Annotated in this window: 4 protein-coding genes; all 4 read left to right on the top strand. The window is 60.8% G+C overall.

Features of this window, described 5'->3' with window-relative positions:
* Positions 1-1,808, top strand: a 1,808-nt coding sequence (locus tag VES88_18570; GenBank protein ID HYN83490.1) for a hypothetical protein, incomplete at its 5' end; no start/stop codon positions are given.
* 340 nt (positions 1,809-2,148) lie between these two features.
* Positions 2,149-3,315: a membrane dipeptidase gene (locus VES88_18565; protein ID HYN83489.1), complete on the top strand. Its 1,167-nt coding sequence runs from the start codon at positions 2,149-2,151 to the stop codon at positions 3,313-3,315.
* A 342-nt stretch (positions 3,316-3,657) separates the two neighbouring features.
* Positions 3,658-3,969 (top strand): hypothetical protein, encoded by a 312-nt coding sequence (locus VES88_18560; protein ID HYN83488.1) that lies wholly within the window; start codon positions 3,658-3,660, stop codon positions 3,967-3,969.
* Between the two features lie 599 nt (positions 3,970-4,568).
* The gene (locus VES88_18555; protein HYN83487.1) at positions 4,569-5,582 is read left to right on the top strand and encodes a hypothetical protein; all 1,014 of its coding nucleotides are present in this window, start codon (positions 4,569-4,571) and stop codon (positions 5,580-5,582) included.
* The last annotated feature ends 225 nt before the right edge of the window (positions 5,583-5,807 follow it).

Raw genomic sequence — 5,807 nt, 5'->3', positions numbered from 1 at the left:
CACGACCTCGCGGGGGTAACATGTTTCATGTTGTGCACGACACCGGCATTGCTCGACACGGTGGGAAATGGGCCGCCTCGGCCGCGGCGCTTGCCGTTGGAATCTGCAGCGGCTCACTGCAAGCGCAGCGTCCGCAGTGTGTCGGTGAACTGCCTTCGCAGTGCTTCGTTGTAAAAACGTCTGGCGAAGGGATATTCGTTCCGGGAACGAATTCTCTGGCGATCTCGCCCGATGGCCGATTCGTCGTGTATGTGGGAGCGACTGATTCGGCCACGCGGCTTTACGTCATTGCGCTCGGCGACTCCAGTGCGCGACCGCTCGTCGGAACAGAGGGTGCCGCTCGTCCGATGTTTTCATTCGACGGCAACTGGATCGCCTTTGTTGCGGCGGGTGAGTTGAGAAAGATCGGACGCGGCGGGTCGCGTCCCATCGCGTTGGCTCGCGGAGTCCCCGACCTTCCCATCACGTGGACGGCCGACAACACGATCATTCTCCCGACCAGCGGATTTATGCGCGGTAGTCGTCGTGGACTATCACGTATTTCGCCAACCGGAGGCGCCCCGACAACGCTGACGGTGTCTGACAGCATCGCTAGCAAACGGCATTGGAATCCGCTGCTGCTGTCCGACAGCACGACGCTGCTTTTTGTCGATCAGGGACCAGGCGGGGCGGAGGATGATTATCTCGCAATTGGCTCCGGCGCGGGAGGGGATTTCACGGTTCTGGACCTTCACGCAGCGAAGCCGCTCGGCTATGCGCACGGGCATGTTGTGTACTCCGCGGACGGCAAGATCATGGGGGTGCCCGTCGACCTCGAACGTCGCGCTCGCACTGGTGATCCCGTAGTCCTGATGGACGGGTTGTTGAATAATTACGACATATCGCTCGCGTGGAACGGGACGCTTGTGTATGCGAATTCACCGGCTCACCTCGTGTGGGTCGATGAAAAGGGCGCGCACGAAACGGTGATGGACAAAGCCGCAAGCAACTATCAATGGCCGCGGTTGTCGCCCGACGGAAGCGAGATCGCCGTGACGATCTCCGACGCTACCTCTTGGGACGTGTGGGTACACAACACAATCACCCGGAGGCTCGTTCCACTCGATACTCGAGGCGGCGAACGGCCCGAATGGACACCCGACGGTAAACGAGTCATCTACATGCTTCCCGGGATTGCCGGCACGCGCTCGGGCCTGTGGTCACAGCCCGTTGATGGAAGCGGCCCACCGGAGCGTGTCAACGGGACCCTTCCCGGCAATTTGTCGGCTGAAGGCGTCATCTCTCCTGACGGAAGAACACTTCTGTTCAGAATCGTAACGGGTGTTGGTGGCAGAGATCTGTACTATTCGACGATCGGCGGAAGCAGCATTGCGAAGGAATGGCTGGCAACGAGAGCAAATGAGATCACTCCGCGATTCTCGCCCGATGGACAATGGGTTGCGTACGCATCCGACGAGTCGGGGCGCTACGAAGTCTACGTACGGTCGTTCCTCGGGCATGGCCGGCCATACAAGATCTCGGATGCCGGCGGTGCGGAGCCGGTCTGGTCCCGAGACGGGCGGCGGATCTACTACCGGAGCGGCGCACAGATGATGGTTAGTGACGTTAGATCCTTGCCCGGCTTCGCCGTGATTTCCCGAAAGTCATTGTTCGCGTGGCGCGGAGTTCCTGATCTGGGGCACGCCAACTACGACGTTGCAGCCGACGGGAAGCTGCTGATGGTCCTTTCGGGCGAGCAAGATTCGGGAATGGTGGTGATCAGGAACTGGGCTGACAAGCTCCGCGCGAAAGTACCGCCGGCGAAGTAGCCCCTTCTGCATAGGAGGACTTGTCTCCACGACAGTCCCGCCGCTTCAAGTGCCCCAACCCGACACAATTTACGATGATCTGCCTTCGCTTGACTCTGCTGTATAACGAACGCTGCACCAGACGGGCGATCCGAGGAGTTGCGCGGGCTACGCCCGCGATTCTATTTGACTCGCCCGCAGGTGAGCTCGGGCGTTAGGCGGCAAAATGGCGGATTGGATCGGACGCCCGCGAACCTCGCCTTCTCTTGCCCCGAGAGGCCGCTATCTGGCCTATTGTCTCATCTGAAAGTGGCGTGGGCGGAACAGAAGTTGTCTGAGCCGAACAGAAAATAGGAGCCGCATGATGAACATCAAGCTGACGCAGGCGATGAGGCGACGTGAGTTTCTGACTCTAGGCGCGGTGGTGGCAACCGCGCCCTTCATCAATCGGAATCGGTATCAGCTGTTCGCGCGACAGCAGGCGGGCTACTCTAAGCGCGCCATCGACTTGGTGCTGTCGACGACCGTAATTGACATGCTCAGCGCGTTGAACCTGAGCGTAGCGACCACCAATCGGTACAAAAACAAGCCAGACGACTTCACGGCCGCCGATCTCCAGCGGTTCCGTGATTCTGGGATCTCGGTGTTTCACATCGGATTCGGCATCAGCGGCGTCGATGCATACGGAAACGTGTTACGGGACCTCGGGCTGCGGAATGGGTTCCTCGCGCATCATCACGCCAATCTGATGCGCATCGACTCTCCCGCCGCGCTCGATGGCGTGAAGGCGAGCGGCAAAATCGGCGTGGTGCTCGGCAACCAGAACTCCCAGCACTTCCGCACTGTGGATGACGTTGACTTTTTTCACGCGCTCGGGCAGCGCGTTTCAACGCTCACCTACAACAGCCGCAACATGATCGGCAACGGCTGTACCGAGCGGCGAGACGACGGGATCTCGAATTTCGGCGTCGACGTCATCGGCCGCATGAACCAGGTCGGCATGGCGGTCGACGTCTCACACTGCGGGGATCGGACGACGCTTGACGCCTTCGACGTGTCGGCCAGACCTGTGCTGATCACTCACTCCAACTGCCGCGCCCTGGTGCCGAATCAGCCGCGCTGCAAGACCGACGAGGCCATTCGCAAGATGGCCGCGCGAGGCGGCGTCATTGGGATCACCGGCCTCCGGAACTATGTGAAGGCCACCGAACCAACGACCATCGAGCACATGCTGGATCACTACGATCACGTACGGAGGCTGGTCGGGGTGCAGCACTTGGGGCTTGGCAGCGACAGTGACCTCGACGGCTACGACGACATGACGCCCGAAGAACAGCGGTCGCTGCGCGCCTCTCTAAGTAAGGAGCTTGCCTTCCGCGAAAAGATAGACATCGAGGGCGTGGACCATCCAAAGCGCGTGTTCGATCTGACCGAGGGGCTAATTCGCCGCGGATACTCGGACGCCGACATCCGCTTGGTGCTGGGCGACAACTTCCGGCGCGTTCTCAAGGAGACCTGGACCGTATAGGCGCCGCAACGACAACAGGTTGAGCATCGCGACGTGCATCTGATAGTTCTTGGAGTAGCGTCGCCGACGATGTCGAACGAGTCGTAGCTCGAGTGCCCGGACCGCGCGGTCACGTTCTGGTTGAGCTTGCGGTCGATGTTGTTGCGACTTATAGCCGCCATTCCCAAACAGCTCGTAGAACACCGCGGCTTTGCGGTCGACCGCCAGGTGACCGTGGGCTGTTGCGCGCCGACGCTGCTCTAGGAGTGCAGGAGCGCGATGAGAGCCGTACACAACCGCGCCGACATGCGTTTCAGGCTAAGTCGGCCACCTATGTAAAGGGGCCGAGCGCACGTCGGATTCTTGCTCAAAGTGCAGCTCGAGCGTCTTGCCGGGCGCCAGCTCCTTCCACTGCGCGAACAGCTCCACCCTGCGCTTGAGTACGCGCGCGATCTCGTCGTCCGTCAGCTGGCGCGGACCGGTGCGGCCACCGGTCGCCGCGAAACGCGTAATGCTCTCGTTGAACTCTTCGGTGGTCCAGCGCGAGCCGCTCGCGCGCGCCGTGTCGAGCGTGCCGACGACGTTCTCGACGAAAAGCGCGTCTGGTGGGAGAGAGCCGGGCGGCCCTTTACCCGCCGTGTCCTCGATCGACCAGCCCTGCGCGATCCGGTCTAGGACGCATTGCGGACGCCGAGCTCACTCTCGACGGCGGAATGCGTGAGTCGTGGAGCGAGAAGAACAAGGCGTACGTGCCCTGCTGCTTCTGCCTGATCGAGACCTGCTGGGCAAAGGGCATTTATGGCGCACACCCTTGGCGGCGGCACCGATGTCAATCTTTCCCTCAACGCCCCGAGTTGAATCGTGGTTGGTCAGACCCCGGGAAGATATTTCGAAGGATGGAGCAACATGCTGCCTCGCAGCCTGGCACCTTCCTTTTCGCTCGGCCTCTCTACGGTGATGCCACATGGGAGCCGACTGCAGTGGAGTACGGGCTATTGATGCCAGACACCCGCCTTTGGGTAGAGCAGTTTACAAATTGATTCCCGCAGCCGCATAACAAACGTTGCTGCTGACAGTCACTTTCTTGAAGCTCGCTTCGCTCGCAATTTACTAGGTGTGCTTGCAGCAGAACTTGAACGTTAGGCGTCCCTACGTAGGCTGACGGCGAGGCCCAAAAGGCAAGCAGCCGTCAGCAGACAAATCGCAATCGCGTGCTCACCCTCCGCTTCCGCAGCGCCCGTTCACCTCGGCGCTCCCTTGCGGTCGCGCTGAGGATGAGCGAAGTCATTGTCGACGTCATTCGAGTTCGACAGGAAGCATGGTCGTGGGGGATGACATCTTCGCGGTCACGGACCGATGTATCGCCATCAATCACTCTCGCCCTGGGGGTTGTCGTGTGTACTCGCGCCATCTTACTGATCGGTTGTATCGCCGCATTCGCGGCCTGTAAGGCCAGAGACGAACCGGTTCAGACCGAGACGACCACCGCCGCACCAAACGTGGTTTCCCTCACCGCCACGGAGTACTCTATCCAGGCCCCTGAAACGGTCCCCGGCGGATGGACCACCTTCCGCTTGGTCAACCAAGGCGAGGAGGTCCACTATGGCCACATCGTACAATTGGAGCCGGGAAGGACGGTCGGGGAATTGGTGGACGCATACGCAGAAGCAATCCGCACGTCCGGACCACGGCCTAAGTGGGTGAAACGGTTCGGTGGCCCAGGCGGCACTGCTCCGGGTGATTCCTCCAGTGTGACGCAGTACCTCGAGCCCGGAAGCTACGTGTGGATCTGTCCCGTCGAGGACAGCGGCGGAAACCCGCACTTTGCGAAGGGAGAGGCCAAGCCCTTCGTAGTCGGTCCCGCCGACCCGGTTGTGGCCGACCGCGGAGCAGCTCCCAAGGCGGGCGTAGTGATCCGTCTCATGGATTTTTCGTTTGCAGTCGATACACCGCTCAGGGTCGGCCGGCACACGATTCGTGTCGAGAACGCAGGTGTGGAACCGCACGACCTGGTGCTGATGAAACTCGCGCCGGGGAGGACGCTCGAGGACGTCCGGACATCGATGAATCCCGAGCGCCCGCGGCGAGCCGATCAGACAGGGGCGGCGCCGTCGCTGGAGAGCTTGGGGACGTTAGCAGGCGGAATCGCAGTGATCGCGCCGGGGATGCAATCCTTCTTCGATGCAACCTTCAGCCCGGGTAAGTATGTGCTGATCTGCATGACGACGGCGCCGGACGGGCGGTCGCACATCGAGCACGGGATGATACAGCAGGTGAGTGTCCGCTGACGCTGTGAGTCTGGCCGAAGGAGGATGCCCCGCAAACACGACGCTGAGTGGCCGTAGGAACGGTTCGGGTGCTAGCGACGCCGTCTGTGAGCAGCCGGGGAGATAGGTAACAAGTCTGTCCAGCAACATGGGTAACACTTTGGATGTTATCCACGAATGATGTAATCACGCTCATTCAATGTGGCAATGAGTACGGTGTTGAAGTAGATGGACCAGACGCCGTCA

The organism is Gemmatimonadaceae bacterium (assembly GCA_035633115.1).
In the GTDB taxonomy this organism is placed as follows: Bacteria; Gemmatimonadota; Gemmatimonadetes; order Gemmatimonadales; family Gemmatimonadaceae; genus UBA4720.
This window is presented reverse-complemented; position numbering and strand designations above follow the sequence as displayed.

Bases quoted from the DNA above. Each gene is read 5' to 3' on its own strand.
- VES88_18565 (HYN83489.1), top strand. From the start codon at position 2,149: ATGATGAACATCAAGCTGACGCAGGCGATGAGGCGACGTGAGTTTCTG.
- VES88_18555 (HYN83487.1), top strand. From the start codon at position 4,569: ATGAGCGAAGTCATTGTCGACGTCATTCGAGTTCGACAGGAAGCATGG.